Source organism: Salegentibacter flavus (assembly GCF_900115145.1).
GTDB classification, from domain to species: domain Bacteria; phylum Bacteroidota; class Bacteroidia; order Flavobacteriales; family Flavobacteriaceae; genus Salegentibacter; species Salegentibacter flavus.
The window spans coordinates 114,591-131,950 of the sequence record NZ_FOVL01000001.1 but is presented as its reverse complement, the minus strand read 5'-3'; the positions used below and the strand labels follow the sequence as shown (position 1 = coordinate 131,950).

17 protein-coding genes are annotated in these 17,360 nt (G+C 39.4%); 3 read left to right on the top strand and 14 right to left on the bottom strand.

What is annotated here, in order from left to right; genetic code table 11:
• Positions 1-7 precede the first annotated feature (7 nt).
• The 3 genes from aat to BM266_RS00650 form a co-directional block, all read right to left on the bottom strand.
• Positions 8-646 (bottom strand): leucyl/phenylalanyl-tRNA--protein transferase, encoded by a 639-nt coding sequence (gene aat, locus BM266_RS00660; RefSeq protein WP_093404582.1) that lies wholly within the window; start codon positions 644-646, stop codon positions 8-10.
• An 84-nt stretch (positions 647-730) separates the two neighbouring features.
• Positions 731-1,102 carry a DUF3127 domain-containing protein gene (locus BM266_RS00655; protein ID WP_093404579.1) on the bottom strand — a complete coding sequence of 124 codons (372 nt, stop codon included), beginning with the start codon at positions 1,100-1,102 and terminating at the stop codon, positions 731-733.
• Between the two features lie 6 nt (positions 1,103-1,108).
• The gene (locus tag BM266_RS00650; RefSeq protein WP_093405294.1) at positions 1,109-1,981 is read right to left on the bottom strand and encodes a flavin reductase family protein; all 873 of its coding nucleotides are present in this window, start codon (positions 1,979-1,981) and stop codon (positions 1,109-1,111) included.
• Positions 1,982-2,092: 111 nt separating this feature from the next.
• Here BM266_RS00650 and BM266_RS00645 point away from each other — a divergent pair, with 111 nt between their 5' ends.
• Entirely contained in the window at positions 2,093-3,241 is a 1,149-nt protein-coding gene (locus tag BM266_RS00645) for a sensor histidine kinase (protein ID WP_093404577.1), read from the top strand.
• A 42-nt stretch (positions 3,242-3,283) separates the two neighbouring features.
• Here the strand turns inward: BM266_RS00645 and BM266_RS00640 are convergent, their stop codons facing one another.
• A complete protein-coding gene (locus tag BM266_RS00640) occupies positions 3,284-3,673 on the bottom strand; it encodes an HIT family protein (protein ID WP_093404574.1) in 390 nt (129 codons plus the stop codon).
• 99 nt (positions 3,674-3,772) lie between these two features.
• Positions 3,773-4,249: a transcription elongation factor GreA gene (gene greA / locus BM266_RS00635; protein ID WP_093404572.1), complete on the bottom strand. Its 477-nt coding sequence runs from the start codon at positions 4,247-4,249 to the stop codon at positions 3,773-3,775.
• Between the two features lie 118 nt (positions 4,250-4,367).
• On the opposite strand from greA, the gene BM266_RS00630 reads away from it, so the two are divergent.
• Positions 4,368-4,799 carry a Rieske (2Fe-2S) protein gene (locus tag BM266_RS00630; protein WP_093404569.1) on the top strand — a complete coding sequence of 144 codons (432 nt, stop codon included), beginning with the start codon at positions 4,368-4,370 and terminating at the stop codon, positions 4,797-4,799.
• Positions 4,800-4,840: 41 nt separating this feature from the next.
• Here the strand turns inward: BM266_RS00630 and BM266_RS00625 are convergent, their stop codons facing one another.
• The gene (locus BM266_RS00625) at positions 4,841-7,222 is read right to left on the bottom strand and encodes a TonB-dependent receptor (RefSeq protein ID WP_093404566.1); all 2,382 of its coding nucleotides are present in this window, start codon (positions 7,220-7,222) and stop codon (positions 4,841-4,843) included.
• A 289-nt stretch (positions 7,223-7,511) separates the two neighbouring features.
• Here BM266_RS00625 and BM266_RS00620 point away from each other — a divergent pair, with 289 nt between their 5' ends.
• Complete coding sequence (locus BM266_RS00620; RefSeq protein WP_093404564.1) at positions 7,512-9,932, top strand: hybrid sensor histidine kinase/response regulator; 2,421 nt, start codon at positions 7,512-7,514, stop codon at positions 9,930-9,932.
• Here BM266_RS00620 and BM266_RS00615 read toward each other — a convergent pair.
• From BM266_RS00615 to BM266_RS00580, 8 genes are all read right to left on the bottom strand, one after another.
• Positions 9,922-11,268, bottom strand: coding sequence for a sigma-54-dependent transcriptional regulator (locus tag BM266_RS00615; protein WP_093404561.1), 1,347 nt, complete (start codon positions 11,266-11,268; stop codon positions 9,922-9,924). The genes BM266_RS00620 and BM266_RS00615 overlap by 11 nt on opposite strands.
• A gap of 424 nt (positions 11,269-11,692) precedes the next feature.
• The gene (locus BM266_RS00610; RefSeq protein WP_093404559.1) at positions 11,693-12,034 is read right to left on the bottom strand and encodes a hypothetical protein; all 342 of its coding nucleotides are present in this window, start codon (positions 12,032-12,034) and stop codon (positions 11,693-11,695) included.
• A gap of 479 nt (positions 12,035-12,513) precedes the next feature.
• Positions 12,514-12,915 (bottom strand): alternative ribosome rescue aminoacyl-tRNA hydrolase ArfB, encoded by a 402-nt coding sequence (gene arfB, locus BM266_RS00605; protein ID WP_093404557.1) that lies wholly within the window; start codon positions 12,913-12,915, stop codon positions 12,514-12,516.
• 4 nt (positions 12,916-12,919) lie between these two features.
• Positions 12,920-15,043, bottom strand: coding sequence for a DUF4301 family protein (locus tag BM266_RS00600; protein ID WP_093404554.1), 2,124 nt, complete (start codon positions 15,041-15,043; stop codon positions 12,920-12,922).
• Complete coding sequence (gene pnuC / locus BM266_RS00595; RefSeq protein WP_093404551.1) at positions 15,004-15,636, bottom strand: nicotinamide riboside transporter PnuC; 633 nt, start codon at positions 15,634-15,636, stop codon at positions 15,004-15,006. Before pnuC ends, BM266_RS00600 begins: the two co-directional genes overlap by 40 nt.
• A complete protein-coding gene (locus tag BM266_RS00590) occupies positions 15,620-15,880 on the bottom strand; it encodes a thiamine-binding protein (protein WP_081208579.1) in 261 nt (86 codons plus the stop codon). Before BM266_RS00590 ends, pnuC begins: the two co-directional genes overlap by 17 nt.
• Positions 15,881-15,957: 77 nt before the next feature.
• Complete coding sequence (locus BM266_RS00585) at positions 15,958-16,650, bottom strand: phosphoglycerol geranylgeranyltransferase (protein WP_093404549.1); 693 nt, start codon at positions 16,648-16,650, stop codon at positions 15,958-15,960.
• A gap of 4 nt (positions 16,651-16,654) precedes the next feature.
• Positions 16,655-17,299 carry a 4'-phosphopantetheinyl transferase family protein gene (locus BM266_RS00580; protein ID WP_093404547.1) on the bottom strand — a complete coding sequence of 215 codons (645 nt, stop codon included), beginning with the start codon at positions 17,297-17,299 and terminating at the stop codon, positions 16,655-16,657.
• Positions 17,300-17,360: the final 61 nt, after the last annotated feature.

Genomic DNA, 17,360 nt, shown 5'->3' with positions numbered 1-17,360 from the left:
AATTAGTTCACTTCAGAAATTTTAAAAACTCCTTCCTGGGGATCTCTTCAGCTCCAAGGCTGGCGAGGTGATCGGTATAGATCTGGCAGTCGATAAGCTTTATCCCCTCTTTCCTCAATTTTTCCACCAATTTTATAAATCCAAATTTTGAAGCGTTACTCACTTTTGCGAACATACTCTCCCCGCAGAAGACATTTTTATCCCTTAGGTATATACCGTAAAGACCGCCCACCAGTTTTCCATCCTTCCAAACCTCCACCGATTGGGCAATATTCAGCTCGTGCAACTTTTGATATTGGGCTTTTATCTCTTCAGTGATCCAGGTACCATCCTGGCCGGGGCGTACAATGTTAGCACAATGTTCCAAAACCTGGACAAAATCTTCATTATAGGTTATTTTAAAAGCATCTTTTTTTAGAAGCTGTTTCATACTCTTTGAAACCTTTAGCTTCTCCGGAAAAAGTACCATTCTGGGATCGGGGCTCCACCACAAAACAGGCTGGCTATCATCATACCAGGGAAATATTCCCTGGCTGTAAGCAGCGATAAGACTCTTGACATTAAGCTCTCCCCCAACGGCAAGTAAACCCTGCTCATCAGCATAATCTACTGGAGGAAAAGGATCGCCATTTTTAAGAAAGATCAACTGAAGTAATTTTTATGGTTAAAAAAAGCCCGATAGAATACTACCGGGCTTGTAAATTATGAATTTCTTAGATCTTTTTCAGAATTAAAACGGCAGGTCGTCGTGATCTTCTTCATTGAAGTCACTGGCCGGTTCAAACTGATCTGGTGGCGGTACTTCCTTACTTCCGGGTTGTTGTGCCTGCAGGTTTTCAATTCTCCAACCCTGTACCGAATTGAAGTATTTGGTTTCCCCCTGTGGACTAACCCATTCACGACCACGTAAGTTAATACCTACTTTTACCGGTTGACCAACCTGATAACTATCTAATAGATCGGTTTTATCCTGTACGAATTCGATCATAATATGTTGTGGGTACTGCTCTTCTGTAGTGACCACTAGTTCTCTCTTTCTAAAACCATTGTTACCAAAGGTTTTAGTTTCTCCAATTAGTTTAATCTTTCCTTGTACTTCCATAAATTTTTATTTTGCTAATAGTATTTTCCAGGCTGTTTCAGGTTTTTCCTGCTTCAGAAGTTCCTGAGCCTTTAAATGAATTTTATTTTTATCTCCGCTTTTAATAAGGTCTGCAATTTCTGAATTTTCATTCAAATAACCTTGAATTTCTTCTTCTGAAGGTAAACGCTCTACATTACCCAGTTTCCCGAGATCGTTTCCGGTAAGGATCTTACTATCCCTGATTTCAGCAGAAATAGCATCCACACCAATTCCTAAAGTAGAAAGAGGTTTGGGTACTTCAAACATCCCCATATTGGCGCGGGTATACCAATCACCTCCCATTCGCGCTACCTGGTCGATCTTATGCTGATCTATGAAGCCATGTTCATCCAGAATTTCTTCCTTAATATGCATTTTCAGCACTTCACAAATAATCAAATTACCTGCTCCACCTTCCTGGCCGAGTTCTACCACTTCTTTTACCTTGCATTCAAGCTGCACGGGAGATTCAGCTACACGAAAAGGCTTAACGAGTTCAGAGGGCAACATTGTAAGTCCGGCTTTATCAAACTCATTCACTCCTTCGGCATATTCGGTGCTGGAGAGTGACATTTGCTGTACCATATCGAAATTCACGATATTTATAACAACCTCTTTGTTAGCTTTGGCATTGTTGTATGTATGCTTAACCGTATTGTCTCTGCCCCGTCTTGCAGGAGAAAAAATAAGGGTAGGAGGGTTAGAGCCAAAAACATTAAAAAAACTAAAAGGCGACAAATTGGGTCTGCCTTGTGAATCCAGCGTGCTGGCAAAAGCAATAGGTCTTGGCCCTACGGCACCCAGCAAATACTGGTGTAATTTACCAGTACTAAGCTCCCCGGGAGTTATACTTACCATTCTTTGATTTTTGACAAAGGTAACGAAACCCATAAGGAATGAAAAAAGCTGCAAGGCAATAATATATGTTTAAAAACGCTTATCTTTAAAATATAAAACCTGTAAGACTGCATGAATTTTACCGATGAGCGAAGTTTTAACCGCTGGTTTATAGTAATATCCTGTTTGGTGGTGGTCGCTCTAGTTCTGTGGAACACCTCTATTTTTTTCCAAAGCCTTAAAGAAGATGAACGTGCTAAGATGAATATCTGGGCAAAGGCTCAGCAGGAACTTGACAATGCCACGGCAGACTCAGAGATTGATTTAATCCTGGAGATCCTAAACAATAACACCAGCATTCCTATAATTCATACTTATGCAGATGGGCAGGTAGCTTATACCACAAATATAGATCCCTCAATTACCCAGAACGAAAAGAGGTTAAGAAAATACCTCACACGTATTAAGGATGAAAATGAACCGATTGTTATTAATCTGGGAGAAGGGCAAGAGCAATATATTTTTTACGGAAATTCCCCGGCTCTAAATAAGCTTAAATATTATCCTATCGGACTCACCCTCATTGGTTTTCTCTTTATTGGAGTGGTTTATTTCTTCTACACCACCACAAAATCCAGTGAACAGAATAAACTTTGGGCCGGAATGGCAAAGGAAACTGCACATCAAATCGGTACTCCATTGTCCTCATTGATTGGGTGGACAGAAATCCTGAAAGATGAAAAAGTTAAACCTTCGTATATAGAGGAAATGGAAAAGGACATAGACCGTCTGAAAACTATCACAGAACGTTTTTCCAAGATCGGTTCAGCGCCCTTATTAACAAGAACAGATATAGTAGAGGAAACTAATAATACGTTCGATTACTTAAGAACCAGAAGTTCCAACCTGATCAATTTTCAATTAATCGTCCCGGAAGAATCGATTTATGTAAACCTCAACCAACAGCTCTATAGCTGGACCATAGAAAACCTCGTGAAGAATGCTATAGATGCTATGCGGGGCAAAGGCACGCTAACTATCGAAATAAAACAAGACAGTAACTGGGCTTATATTGATATTAAAGATAGCGGAAAGGGAGTAGATAAAAATAAGTTCAAACTCATCTTCGAACCCGGGCATACCACTAAAAAAAGAGGTTGGGGATTAGGTCTTTCGCTTGCTAAAAGAATTATAGAAGAGTATCACCGTGGAAGAATTAAAGTAGCTCACAGCGAAATCAATAAAGGCACAACCTTCAGAATCTCCCTAAGAAAGGTTTGATCTTTTATTACCTTATTCTGAAATCCCATTCCCAGGAACTACTTAAAGGTTTACGTGAATAGACTCAGCTAATTTCTCAAACTCTTCATCGCTCATTTTAACGCTATTTGAAAAATCCATGTCTTTCATAGAATTCAGCGGAATAAGATGCACATGTACGTGGGGAACTTCCAGGCCAACTACGGCCATCCCAACGCGCTTGCAGGGAACAGTTTTCTCCAGAGCTATAGCAACCTTACGGGAAAACCGCATCAATTCCTGGTAAACTTCCTCCTCCAGGTCAAAGATTTTATCTACTTCTTTCTTCGGAATACAGAGCGTATGGCCTTTAGCATTTGGGTTGATATCGAGAAATGCAAGAAACTGACTGTCTTCTGCGATCTTATAAGCCGGGACCTCGCCCTGAGCTATTTTACTGAAAAGTGTGGCCATAACTTTGGTTTTTATTAGTTCTCTTAAAGATAAAATCCTTTTCTTTCTTCCTGAGTTAAGGAATTGGAAAAGGATTTTACTTATTTGTTAAATAAAAAATTATTCTCTCCAGATTTCGAGAACTTCAAACTCCATTTTTCCGCTGGGAACATCAATTTGGGCCTTTTCTCCCACTTTTTTACCTAACAAACCTTTTCCTATAGGTGAATCTACCGAAATTTTTCCCGATTTAAGATCGGCTTCGCTTTGGGCAACCAGTTTATATTTCATTTCTGAACCATTACCCAGGTTTTTAATGCGAACAAAAGAATGCACCAGCACCTTAGAGGTATCAAGTTGAGATTCGTCTATAACCCGGGCGTTAGCGACTATTTCTTCCATTTTTGAGATCTTCATCTCCAGCATTCCCTGGGCCTCCTTGGCCGCATCATATTCAGCGTTCTCACTAAGGTCTCCTTTATCACGGGCTTCGGCAATCGCTTCAGAAGCTCTTGGCCGCTCAACATCTCGCAGCTGATTTAATTCATCTTTCAACTTTTTTAGGCCCTCTGCAGTATAATAAGATACTTTGCTCATAACTTCATCGTTTATATAAATAGAAAAAATCCCATAGCACGACGGGATTTGTTTAACAAATATAATAAATTTAAGCTTTGAAAGCAATTATATTCTTTTAGCAAGAAATGCATCTTTTATGAAAAAAATAATTTTCGGGTTAATCATTCCGGTCTTTCTGGTCGGGTGTTCTACAGATGATAACAATCGACTTAATAATCCTAATCTCCCTGATCTTAATTTCAGGATTCAGCTTAATTTGGACTTGCCGGAATACAACAACCTACAATACCCTGGCAACTCCTATTCCACTTATAGTAATGGAATAAAAGGCGTTGTGGTTTACAACATCAATAATTCCCAGTATACCGCGTTTGAATTAAGCGATCCTAACCATCCACCAAATAATTGCTCTGCGATGCAGGTAACCGGTATTACCGCAAAGTGCCAGTGTGACGACGGGAACGAATATAACATCGTGACAGGCGAACTTACAGCCGGTGAGGGCCAATATACTTTAAAGCCTTACCGCATAGAGCGACGGGGAAATGCTATTGAGGTCTATAATTAAAAAGCCCTGCCATCGGAGATGGATGGCAAGGCTCACTCAAATTAAAATTTCAGGGTAACTCCAAGTAAAAAGTTGGTTGTTGCCTGCGGATAATATCCGGCTCCATCATAGGTTTGTTGCCCACTAGAAAATTCGGGATTTGGCACATCGTAGGTGTAATAATACCCGTTAGAAACATATTCTACCCCAAATATATTATTCACTAATCCGGTAAAAACTACTTCTTTAAAAAGCGGCGCTTCTTTCCAGCTGTATTGGATATTAAAATCATTTATAAAATAACTATCCAGTAATGAAGCTTCGGTTTCAATATTACTCATGTACTGTTCTCCTACATATTTGGAAAGAAGATTTAATTCCAATCCTTCAAAGGGATAATAACCAATCAGGTTAGCAGCAACAATTGATGGGGAATAGGAAATCTCTGTATTTCCAAAATTCATAGCTTCCCCGTTCCAGGTAGAAACGAAATCGATATTTTTATTTTGACTTAAAGACAGATTTGGCCTGAGATTAATTTTATCTGAAATTCTAATGGTCGCATCTATTTCAAGTCCAAGCCTATAGCTCTCCCCACTGTTTTCCCGGATAAAAGCTCCAACTTCATCCAGACCACCGGTTAGCACCAGTTGATTTTGATAATCCATATAATAAAGGTTCGAATTGACCTGAACGTTCGGCGAGTTGTACCTCCATCCCAGTTCAAAATCGTTCAATTCCTCCGGTTCAGGATCGCCGTTCTCATAGTCGTTTCGACTGGGCTCCCTGTGTGCCCGGGCAAAAGAGAAGTAAAATTGATTACCGGTATTCATCTGGTAAGTAAGCCCCGCTTTTGGATTGAAAAAATTTAAATTATCATCTACCGGAAAATCACTTCCATCAGAAAGGATACCTTCTGTTTCATAAGTCACAGTCCTCAACTGAAGATCAGCATAAGCTGCTAATTTATCAGTAACTGCAAAATTTGCTTTTCCGTAGATATTAAAGTCGGTTTTTGTAGCCGTGTTTTCGTAGTAGGGCTCGTTTAGCCTTTTATTTCTAGCAAACTTCGTATAGATAACTTCTCCGAAGTGATCGCCTATATACTTGTTCCATCCCCCTCCCAGGACCAGATCCAAATTACTTTCCTGGTAATTAAGCCCAAAAGTAGTTCCGTAAAAATGATTGTCCAGCCATTTGGTGCCAACCAGATCTGAATTAGTAATTGTCTCTCCCCCGGCTTCAAAGGGCTCTAATCCAAATTCGGCAAGCTCAGCACCTTCTTCGTACTCTTCATAATAACCTCTCCCGTAGGTATAATGTAGAGCAAGATTAGAAGACCAGTTAGGGTTATATTCCTGATTCCACAGCAATTGATAATGATCCTGCTTGTAGTTATCGGTTTGGTTTTCGTAATAGCGGGTCACGCCGTTCTCATCTTCATAGATCCCTGCAGGGTTAAAAGTGCGATCATTTTCAAGGGTTTCAGCATCTATGCCGTACCAGGCCTGGTAGGTTCTTTCGCTTCCTCCAAACGTAAGTGCTTTTACCAGCGTATTTTCATCTACAAAGGTTCCCTGGAGAAAATAAGATTTCAAATCACTCTCCGCCCGGTCTATATAGCCGTCACTTTTGATCTGAGAAACACGTCCGGCGAATTCCCAATTCTCGTCAATAAGACCAGTACTGAATTTCAAGGTATGTTTCCTGGTGTTGTAGGAGCCAATACTGTTAGCAAGTTCTGCGGAAGCTTCTTCCTGGTAGCCATCGGTGAGAATATTGAGACTGGCCCCGAAAGCCCCGGCTCCGTTTGTGGAAGTTCCAACCCCACGCTGAAGCTGCATATTCTCTACGGAAGAAGCAAAATCACCCAGGTTAACCCAAAAACTTCCCTGGCTTTCGGCATCGTTATAAGGTACGCCGTTAATAGTCACATTCACTCTTGTACCATCACTACCTCTTACGCGAATTCCCGTGTAGCCAATGCCTGCACCGGCATCTGAGGTAGAGACCACATTAGGCATGTAATTCATTAGAATTGGAATATCCTGACCCAGATTTCGGTCTTCAATTTCTTCATTGGTCAAGTTACTATAAGTAATGGGAGATTGGGCATTTACCCTTAAAGACGAGAGAAAAACCTCATCAAGTACTTCTTGCGCGTCAGAGAGATCGATATTCAGGGTTTTGTCCTCATAAAGATTCACCTGAACAGATTTCTGATTTCCATAGGAAAAAATGAGGATATAAGCCCCATCTTCTAGCTCCAATCGGTAATTACCCTCGGCATCGGTTTGGGTTCCCGCACCTGTTTCTTTAGCGTAAACCGAAACGCCCTCAAGTGGGACCTCGTCCTCGGTGACTTTTCCTTTTAAAATGTGAGTTTGAGCTAAGGTCTGAAAGGAAATCAGACAAAGGCTGGCAAAAAATAATACAGATTTCATTCGTAAAAATTTATTACGAATAAAAGGGGCGATTATTCTTAGGTTAAATATTAAATAAAAAAATCCTGAAATTGCCCACCGGTGTTTTGGCATTTTCAGGAGTACATACTTAGTGCGTTTTGCGCAATCCCTTGGCAGCATTACCTGCCCAGGTTCATTGGGTATGATCTCAGCCTCAATTAAAAGGCACCCCTTGTGAGATATGCCACAAATGTATAAAGCTTTTTGGGAATTCCTATAATTTTATTGCATTTCATTTAATTGGTGTAATTTTAGCGGAATTTAAGTTATGCGAAATACCAAACGTTCTATAACCTTTAAAGTGGTTGCCGGATATCTCCTGGTAGCTGCCCTGGCAGCCCTTTCGGTTTGGTTTGTCTATACTCAGGTAGTCGCATTTACCAATCTCGCTGATTCCAATACCACTAATAATGAGAAGCTCTTCCTGGTTAGCGATATTACTACAGAATTATATGAAACCGAAAATATTAGTCGGCGGCTCATCCAGACCGGTAAGGAAAGTGATCTTGAATTATATCAGGAACATTTAGCTACCATTCAGAATAATATCAGCCTGCTTAAAGAATCATATACCGACACCCAAATGAAGACCGAGTTGGACAGTATCTCTGCCTTGCTTTCGAGAAAAACCAACAACCTCAACGAATTATTGATATTAAGAGAACAGGACCGGAATACTAATTATTACACGCAGGTTTTAGAGGAACTTCGCAAGGTAGACCCTTCTTTTAATGCCAATAATTATGAAGAGCGGTTTGCTAAACTGGAACCGCATCAACGAAGAGTTCTTATTAAATTATTGGAATTCTCTGAAGAAGACAATGAGGAACAGCTAACCAACCGAACTGCCGATTCACTTATCGGTTCTGTAAAAAATGTGCTTAGTGAACTTGAAACCGCTAACCAGCAATTTCGCCAGCAGATAATTCAGAAAGAAAATGAACTGCTGGACAACGACTTGATCCTGAATCAGCAACTCCGAAGTGTGCTCGCCACCATAGAACAGGAAGAACGGGAAGCCTCTCTCAACCGCGCTGAAAGTTCAGAAAAAATGCTGAAGAATACTTCTATAATAATGATATCGGCCGGTTTAGTGAGTATTGTAATAATTCTGGTTTTTTTATTTCTCATCATCAAAGATGTTAGCCGAAGTCAGCGTTACCGAAGTCAACTGGAAGAAGCCAAAACCTTTGCCGAATCACTTTTAAAGAGCAGGGAACAGTTTATGGCAGCTATCACCCACGATCTCAGATCACCCCTGAATACTTTAATAGGTTATACCGATCTGATGGAAAAATCCTCACTAAATAATAAGCAAAATCACTATTTAACCCACGTGAAGAAATCTTCAGATTTCATCCTTAGATTGGTTAATGATTTGCTGGACCTGTCAAAATTAGAGGCAGGAAAAATGCTGGTGGAGAAGTTACCGTTTAATCCTAAGAAATTAATTGAGGACAGTGTGCATAACGCCTTACCGGGTGAGATCAATAAAGATGTAGAAATAATAATAGACGCCGCCCCCGAAACCGATGTTCAGGTATTAAGCGATCCCTTCAGAATAAAGCAAATCATTGCAAATCTGGTGACCAATGCCTATAAGTTTACATACGAAGGGGAGGTGAGGGTTAGTGCCGGGCTCAGAAAAGAGATTGAGGATAGTTATACCCTCATAATATCGGTAAAAGATTCAGGGATCGGGATTCCGAAGGAAAAACAGGAGAAAATCTTCGAAGAGTTTTCCCAGGAAAATAGTAAGATTGAGAAACAATACGGAGGTACCGGTCTTGGTCTTACCATCACAAAAAGTCTAACCACCCTGTTAAAAGGAAAATTGGAACTCATAAGCGCGCCCGGGGACGGTAGTGAATTCATCGTTTATCTCCCGGTTGTTAAAACTGAAAAACAGGAGCAACTTATTGCTAAACCAGAAGAACAAAGTCCACCCCCGGCCCTTCTTAAAAATAAAAAGGCTTTGGTAGTGGATGATGAACCCTCTCAACTCGCTCTAACCCAGGAATTGGTTAAATCGTTAGGGCTCACCTGTGAAAGTAGTCTTAATGGCTATGATGCACTAAACAAATTGAAATCTGATAAGTTCGATTTGGTGCTCACTGATATTCAAATGCCAAGAATGGATGGTTTGGAACTCATCTCACAAATTAAGGAAGACCCCAAAACAAAGAATATTCCGGTGATTGCTATCTCCGGCAGAACAAGCCTGGAACCCGATTTCTATACAAAGGCCGGATTCGAAAAAAGCCTTATCAAACCCTATAAGCCACAAGAACTTTTAAATAGTATTGCTCAAATATTTAAGGTTAAGGTTGCGACTAATAATTATCTCCCACCCAGCAAAAGACCCGGCACCGAATATGATCTTGAAGAGATCTACCAGTTTTCTGGGGGTGATGAGAAAGCAATGCATATCATTATAAATGCCTTTCTGGATAGTTCAGAAAAAAACCTGGAAGACCTTGAGGAAGCCTTTAAAAAGCAGGACCAGGAAAAAATGGCTTCGGTTGCCCATAAAATGCTGCCAATGTTTAAACAAATGAAGGCACATTCAATAGCACAAAAATTAAGGGAAATTGAAACCTATAATGATTTAGATGAACCTGGATTTACCGGGCTAATCAAAAATATTCGGTTATTAATGAATAATCTTAAAACTGAGATTACAGTTTAATCCCATATTGTTTAAGCTTATTATAAAGGGTTTTGCGATCTATTGAAAGCAATCTTGCAGCTTTACTTTTATTTCCACCTGATTTTTCCAATGCCTCGATAATGAGTTGCTCTTCGTTCTTATTTTTAAAAAGCCCATACTCGGTTTCAGATTTTTGTGCGGTAGAAATTTCGTGAGGCAGGACTTTTAGGGGGATCAAGTCGTCCTGGGTTAAAAGCACAGCCCTTTTTACCATATTCTTTAACTCCCGCAAATTCCCAGGCCAGTTGTAATTTTTAAATGCTTCGATAGCCTCTTCAGTAAAGCCTATCACATTTTTTTCAAGTTCAGCATTTGCTTCATCCAGAAAATAGTCTGCAAAGATCATAAGGTCTTCTTTCCTGTCTTTCAGCGCCGGAACTTTAATAGAAAATTCATTCAACCTATGATAAAGGTCTTCCCTGAATTCTCCTTCTCTTACCGATTGGGCAAGATCTTCGTTCGTGGCGGTGATCACACGAATATCAACTTCAATTTCGTTGTTGCTTCCTACGGGTTTGATTCTTCTCTCCTGAAGCGCCCGCAGCAATTGCACCTGCAACTCGTAGGTTAAATTTCCTATTTCGTCAAGAAACAAAGTCCCGCCGCTGGCAGCTTCAAAGTGACCGGTTTTATCATTGATCGCCCCGGTAAAAGAACCTTTTATATGCCCAAAAAATTCACTGGAAGCAAGCTCCCTCGGAATTGCCCCGCAGTCTACAGCAATAAAGGCCGCATCTTTCCGCTTACTTTGGAAGTGAATACTTTTAGCCACCTGCTCTTTTCCCGTACCACTTTCCCCCATAATGAGAACCGACATATTTGTGGGAGCAACCAGCTCAATATAATCGTTAAGTTTACGAGAAGCATCGCTCACACCTTTTACAAAACTATCTTTCTGTAGGGGAGTTTTTTGAGCTTTTTTGACTGGTTTTACGATTTCAGCGGTACTTGCCTGGTGATGTTTTAATGCGTTTTCTATGGTTTGAAGAATAGATTCAGGTCTAAAGGGCTTGGAAACATAATCAAAGGCACCATCTTTCATCGCCTGCACGGCCATACTTATTTCAGCATAACTTGTCATGACAATGACCTGCGTTTTGGTGTTTTTGGCCTTCACCTCTTTTAAGATATCGAGACCATCTTTATCCGGTAGTCGAACATCGGTAAGGATTAGATCAAAATCCTTATCATTTATAATTTTTAATGCTTCTGAAGCTGTAAAAGCAAGCCTCACCTCATAGTTTCTTTTTTGTAGAAACGTTTTAAGCATCGTGCCGAAAGCGACATCATCTTCTACTATGAGGATTTTAGTCATAAATAATACTGAATTAAAATGTATAGTGCAAATTTAACAATCTTAGGTTCATAGGTTTTAAAATTAAGCATAAAAAAAAGAGATCAATTTAATTGACCTCTTTTTCTGACAAATCTAAAAAATATACTTATCGGTTATTAGGTATCCATTTTACGGAAAAATATAGAATATCTTTTCAACACTTTACTAAACGACTCTTTTTAAAGTGTTAGTTGATCAAAGAATCCTTGTTCCCTGAAAGTCGTTTTGCTCAATTTCAATCCCCAATGGGGCAGATAAAAAATTCTATTTTCTCCGTTGCCGAAAGAGTTGGCGTCTCTATAATTTCGGCTAATGTTTTAAAACCGCCATATTTCAGGATAGGGTAAAATAGAGCGGATTTAAAGCTGGTTAGCTGTAAGAATGGTTAAAAAATATACTTGATCTATTTATCCTTATCTTTCTTATCTATCCAGTTACCATCCTGGTCTATATAAACTTTCTTTTTCTCACCTTCTACATTAAGTGAAAGTTTGTACATTGTTTTCCCGTCTTTTTCCTTAACCCAGGCTTCCTCAGTTACTGCACCATTAAAATCGGTCATTACAGCATCCTTAACTGGTTGTGGAAGCGCCAGAACATCAATTTCTTTAAAATCTGTCTTTTCCTGAGCATGAGCTTCAACTTCAACGTTTGCATCTACGTCACCGTCAACCTGAGCATTTACATTTTCAGTATAAAAAAACATTGCGGTTACTGCCAGTAAGCTTAATCCTAACTTTTTCATAACTTATAATTTTAGAGTTTTAATATTTTAGTTATTAAGTATACAGGAATAATTATACCAATTCAGCAAAATACTTCGTAACCACTTGAAATTAAAGGGTTTTCACCAAATTATATTTAGTCGTCCTAAAAATTTTATGTGGAAATTCACTAATTTTAAGAGTTCATTATGTGGAAATTCCCACCAATATTCTACAGATGGAAACACTTATAAATAAAAAAGAGGCCCTAAAGCCTCTCTTTCTCCGAAAATCTAAATTATACAACAGTTATCCAAGCTGTTGAGTTTAGTTAATTTGAATCAAGTTTTTATCAAACTCTTAATATAGTAAGTGAAAACCGTACCATTACCAGTAAATAAAGACACTTAACTGAAGACCAAACTTTTAAACAATTTCCCGAAATAATTAAACTTTTAAAAACTGGGGAAATACCTACCAGCTTCCACATTTATGTAGAAAATATCCACAGGTTTTAATTTCACTGAAGTGGATTTTTTCTTCCCGCTTTCTTCTCAGCCTTGATTTTCTTTTTTTTTAACCGTTTTTCCCTGGCTGCACGGGAAGGTTTTGTCTTTTTCCGGGGTTTTCGTTTTTTAAGGGCATCCTTAATCAAATTCAGAAAACGAAGAGTAACATCTTTCTTATTTTTATGCTGGCTACGGGAAATATCACTTTGAAGCACCAACTCTCCGGCTACGGTAATCCTGTTAGCCAATTTTTTGAGAATCCTGGCTTTTTCCTCTTCTGATAAAGCTTCAGAAGCCTCCACCGGAAAATAGAGTTCAACCTTTGATGAGGTTTTATTCACATGTTGGCCGCCAGACCCGGAACTCCTCACCGCCTTAAAATTTAATTCCTGGATAATCCTTTCCTCGTCCACAACGCTATTCTGTACGATGACTTGGTTTAAGTAGATCTGCCACGGTTTTTACTGGATTAAAAGTGGATACCGGAACTTCTACAAAAACAGTATTCCAAAAGGCCATCCCTCCATTCCAAAGACCCGGACGCTCAAGGGCTTTTAATGGTCTTCCGTCTTTAGTTTTATGGGCGATGAAGCTCATTCGCTCATCTACATATTGATGAAGATCGTACTTCTCGCCTTTCCTGTTATAGATCCCGCAAACGATATCCACGGGATTGAAGTGTGTAGAATTATTCAGGATCTTGAGTTGCTCCATACTATCCTTATCGATTTGTGCCCCTTCAATAATCTGCAGGCTCACTTCTCCTGTTTCATCTTTCACCAAAAAGGGACCACCACCGGGATCTCCTTCGTTCTTTACCATTCCACAAACCCGTAGAGGCTTATCCAGCTTTCTGCACAGATACTGGGTTTTCTCTTCTCCTGTGAATTTATTAAAAGAACTTGTGATCTCTACGGAAAACTCTTTTTCGATAAAACGGGCGATCTCATCGAGCTTGGTTTCAGAATTATTTCCCGTATCCAACTGGTTTAAATAAGTGAAAATTTGTTCCTGAAGCTGAAGTAGTTTTCCTCCTAACATTTTTTTATACTCTACCACATCACCAAGCCTTTTTTCAACCACCACATTATCTATATTTTTAATAAAAATAAGATCGGCCTCCTGGTTATTAAGATTTTCAATAAGGGCTCCATGTCCACCGGGCCTGAAAAAGATATGTCCCTCTTCATCTCTAAAAGGTTCATTATCTTCATCTACGGCAATGGTGTCGGTTTTAGGGTCCTGGTAAGAATAGGTAATCTCAAATTTGGTATTAGTAGCCTTCTCCACTCGCTCCTTAATAGTTTCAAATTCATTTTTGAATTTATCCTTATCTCCATGGGCAACCGTGAAATGTACCTTGGCAAGGCCATTTACACTTAGGTATTTTGAAGCACCATACAGGTGTTCTTCAAAAGCTGTAGCGATTCTGTCTTCATATTTGTGAAATGGTACCAGACCCTTTGGTAAGTTGCTAAGATTAAGACCGTCTTCATAGAGCATAGTTTTAACCAGAAGCAGGTGCTGTTCGTCCTTTGATTTATCATCCAAGGATGAATACTTTTCTCTGACTAATTTAAAAGCCCTGTCATAAAAAGGTAAGCTTTCAATACCTTCAAAAAATCGTTGGAGTGAAGGATCTTCCTTTCGATCAAGGTAATTTCTTAAGCTCTCCTGCTCAGGATCAAATTCATCGGTGAAATTATGCAGGGCCTTGAACATCCTGGTAGCAGCCCCGGAAGCAGGAATAAACTTCAGAAGGTTTAGTTGAGAAATCTTGTTCTCGTAAAGAGCAATGAAATCTTTCTTTTCTTTTTCAGAATAAACAAAAATTCCATTACCCGGAGTGGCAGCCCTTTGAATATCGACTTTTACATTTCCTCTTTCAAATAATTTAAGTTGGCGCTCTACTTCTTTCGAGCTTAATCCGTTCTCTTCAATTTGTAAAATATCAATTTCGCTGAAACCCACGTCTATTCGTTTTTTTAAAAGTTTATTAATTTCTGAAACCACAGTTTGAAAGCGCTCTTCTAAATCACCTTTTAAAACCACATAAGGTTTTCCGGTGAGGATCAAAGCTTCTTCAAATCGCTTAAACATCCCGATACGGTCGAAGGGTTTATCCCGAAGATCGTCGGGAGTCCAGGGTACGTCAATATACATCAAAAAGTATAAATCATACCGATTGTTTAACGCATGTTTAAGAAGTTGCGGATCGCAAAATCCATTGTAATAGGCTTCAGAATAAACTTTTAACTCCAGGAGATCTGTATCGCAAAACAGGATTCTGTTGGCCTTTTCCGCCAGTTCATTCTCTCGCTGCATTTGGCCACAGGCAATTGGCAACATATCCTTTGGTTCACAAACTTTTTGCTCTAAATTCCATTTTTCCTGAAGATATTCCCTCATGTATTCCTCTACCCAAAGGGTATTAAAATGTTCTGCCAGCATTTGGGCAAGGGTAGTCTTCCCAGTGGATTCAGGACCAAAAAAAACAGCCTTTAAGACGGACGTAGGTCGTTGCGCAAGTGTTTCTGCCATGCTTTGTAGCCGTATATAGCGATTATGGTAAATACAAAATATTGAATTGCCGTGAAAGTAAGCCCCTTATAGAAATATAATGGCACCGAAATAATATCTCCTATAATCCAGAAAATCCAGTTTTCAATCTTCCTGTTAGCCATTTGCCACATTCCCACAAAGAAAATAGCTGTTGTTAGAGTATCGACATAGGCTGTCCAGTTATCCCATTTATCAAACCACTCGTAAACTACAAAAACGAAGATGAGCGTAGCTATAAAAATGAATAAGCTTTGCCAGTTCTCCTTTTTGGTGGTGTTGGTAATAGGGGTAAAATGGGTTGCATCAACTTTGCGGGTCCAGACATACCAACCGTAAATGCTCATAGAAAAATAGTAAGCATTAATCATCATATCCCCAAGCAACTGCCATTGCCAAAGTAAATAAACAAAAATGAGCGTACTCACAATCCCCGTTGGGTAAACCAGAATGTTGTTTTGTTTGGAATACCAAACCGATAAAAAACCAAAGATCACCGCAATGATCTCAAGAATTATAAAAAGCGTGGGGTATCCTGAATATTGGTCGAAGAAAAAATCAAAAATCGGCTGCATAGTCGCTGCGATCAGATTTTACAATTTTCATATATAACAGGCCACGGTCTATGGCTTCAAAAGCATTTTTAATTTCTGAATTTAGCAATGCCATCACCTCATCATAATCCCCATAAACCTGCGTGCTCAACGGATTTTCTTTTACTGTTAATCCTGAATCCCTCATTTTTTTGATGAAGTTAATGATCGCAGGCTCAAAATTATCCTGAATGGGAGTCAAGGTAAGTTCTACTGAAATTTTCATTTGTGGGGTTTTTTAGTCGAAGCCAAATTTAAAGATTTGAAGTCAGTAATGTGGAACCGAAACCAATAAATCTGCTTTCATTCTTCAAAATGGGTTCCTATAACCAGCATATCTACGCCCGCCTCATAGGCTTTCCTCTGTTGTTGTGTGGTGCGGATGCCTCCACCTACTATTAAGGGAATATCTATAGCTTTTTTTACTGCTGCTATTATCTCTTCGGAAACCGGTATTCTGGCACCACTCCCGGCTTCAAGGTAGATGAGTTTCTTTCCTGAATACTGTCCTGCAAGTGCAGTATTTACAATGGCATTTACCTCGAATTGAGGTATGGGTTCTGTATTACTAACTCTTTGCACGGCAGATTCATTGCCTCCGTCAATTAAAATATAACCTGTTGGAATGATTTCGAGACTGGTATTCCTCAATTTCACCACCGATTTAACCTGCTGACCTATAAGATATTCGGGATTACGTCCTGAGATTAAACTGAGGAATAAGATAGCGTCGGCATCATCCGTGATCTGATTGTGATCTCCGGGAAACAGAAACACCGGTAACTGAGTTCTGGCTTTTATTGCTTTTACCGTTTTTTCAGTTTGATTTTTTTCTACGGTACTTCCGCCTACAAAAATATGAGAAGTGTTTTCGGGAATACTATTCAGGAAAGCTCCAGCCTCGTTTTCCTCAAATTTATCGGGATCAATAAGGACGGAAAGCAATTTTCTATTTTTGGCTACTGCCGCTTCGATCTGCCGGTAAAAATTCAGCATCAAATCAGTTTTCTATTGCCTTCGTTGCCCAACCGTAAACGCAGGTAAAACCTTCAAATTCCAGGAATTCCATTTCATAAAAGGATTTTCTTCCTTTAAATAAAACTTTTGCTGTGGTTTTGGCATCCTCAAAATCGAAATCGGTTACGTTGATGTGCTGTAAAAATCCTAAACCGGGTTCGGCATACATTTTATAAACAGATTCCTTGGCACCCCACACGATGGTTAGTTTACGAATTAAAGCATCTTCGTTGGCAAGAGTATGATACTCCTTTAGCGGGGTGAACTTATTGGCGATCCTGAGAATCTTATCCCGTTGTTTTTCAATATCTATCCCAACCTTTTCATCACTAACAATAATACCGGTAAAATTAAAGGAATGCGTAATAGAGATGTTTTTCCCGTCTTTCAGATGGGGTTTTCCGAGTTTATCATAATACAGGTCGGCATCTACATAACCGGCTTCAGCCAAAAGATGGCGTATACTCATAAACCCGCGGCGATGAATTTCAGATTTCATTCCGTCTACCCTGTTCTGGCAATGATCTGTAAGTTGAATTCCGTCGCTAAGTTCTTCAAAAGGCTCTTCCACCTTCCAAATGAAGACTTTAGTATGGGGATTTGCTGTTATTGTTTTGTAAAGTGGCATGTAGGTTTGTTATAGATTCCTTATTTTTGCGAGACAAAAATTTGCTAATATTCAAATATAA

Coding starts and splice junctions, on each gene's coding strand:
- BM266_RS00655 (WP_093404579.1), bottom strand. CDS start 1,102: ATGGAAGTACAAGGAAAGATTAAACTAATTGGAGAAACTAAAACCTTT.
- greA (WP_093404572.1), bottom strand. CDS start 4,249: ATGAGCAAAGTATCTTATTATACTGCAGAGGGCCTAAAAAAGTTGAAA.
- BM266_RS00610 (WP_093404559.1), bottom strand. CDS start 12,034: ATGAAAAAGTTAGGATTAAGCTTACTGGCAGTAACCGCAATGTTTTTT.
- BM266_RS00645 (WP_093404577.1), top strand. CDS start 2,093: ATGAATTTTACCGATGAGCGAAGTTTTAACCGCTGGTTTATAGTAATA.
- BM266_RS00585 (WP_093404549.1), bottom strand. CDS start 16,650: ATGCTGAATTTTTACCGGCAGATCGAAGCGGCAGTAGCCAAAAATAGA.
- BM266_RS00600 (WP_093404554.1), bottom strand. CDS start 15,043: ATGGCAGAAACACTTGCGCAACGACCTACGTCCGTCTTAAAGGCTGTT.
- pnuC (WP_093404551.1), bottom strand. CDS start 15,636: ATGCAGCCGATTTTTGATTTTTTCTTCGACCAATATTCAGGATACCCC.
- BM266_RS00620 (WP_093404564.1), top strand. CDS start 7,512: ATGCGAAATACCAAACGTTCTATAACCTTTAAAGTGGTTGCCGGATAT.
- BM266_RS00640 (WP_093404574.1), bottom strand. CDS start 3,673: ATGGCCACACTTTTCAGTAAAATAGCTCAGGGCGAGGTCCCGGCTTAT.
- BM266_RS00580 (WP_093404547.1), bottom strand. CDS start 17,299: ATGCCACTTTACAAAACAATAACAGCAAATCCCCATACTAAAGTCTTC.
- BM266_RS00615 (WP_093404561.1), bottom strand. CDS start 11,268: ATGACTAAAATCCTCATAGTAGAAGATGATGTCGCTTTCGGCACGATG.
- BM266_RS00650 (WP_093405294.1), bottom strand. CDS start 1,981: ATGGTAAGTATAACTCCCGGGGAGCTTAGTACTGGTAAATTACACCAG.
- BM266_RS00590 (WP_081208579.1), bottom strand. CDS start 15,880: ATGAAAATTTCAGTAGAACTTACCTTGACTCCCATTCAGGATAATTTT.
- BM266_RS00625 (WP_093404566.1), bottom strand. CDS start 7,222: ATGAAATCTGTATTATTTTTTGCCAGCCTTTGTCTGATTTCCTTTCAG.
- BM266_RS00630 (WP_093404569.1), top strand. CDS start 4,368: ATGAAAAAAATAATTTTCGGGTTAATCATTCCGGTCTTTCTGGTCGGG.